The following is a 396-nucleotide window of genomic DNA, read 5'->3' as shown; positions in this document are numbered from 1 at the left end:
TCAGCGCAGCCAGGTCTTCGGTTTGCAGGGCAACAATCGAGTCGGTGGTCAGCGCGCGTACCTGGGCGCTGCTCAGCGAGTTGGCCTGAGCGGTGGTCAGGGCCACCACTTGCGCGCTGGTCAGGGCACCGATCTGGGTGCTGTTCAGGCCGGCAATGGTCGCGGTTTTCAGCGCAGCGAAGTCTTCGGTTTCCAGCGCGGTGATGGCGGCGCTGGTCAGTGCGTTCACCTGGGCGCTGCTCAGGGCGGCAGCCTGGCTGGTGGTCAGAGCCACGACCTGGTCGGTGGTCAGGGCTTTGACGGCGGCGGTGTTGAGCGCGGCAGCCTGGCCCGACGTCAGCTGGCCGATCTGATCGGTGGTCAGGCCGATGATCTGGGACGACTTCAGCGCAGCGA

1 pseudogene is annotated in these 396 nt (G+C 66.7%); it reads right to left on the bottom strand.

What is annotated here, in order from left to right:
* A pseudogene (locus GTP55_RS29285) lies at nt 1-396 on the bottom strand (heme utilization protein); the annotation flags it as partial.

Source organism: Duganella margarita (assembly GCF_009857535.1).
GTDB lineage: Bacteria > Pseudomonadota > Gammaproteobacteria > Burkholderiales > Burkholderiaceae_D > Rugamonas > Rugamonas margarita.
This window is presented reverse-complemented; position numbering and strand designations above follow the sequence as displayed.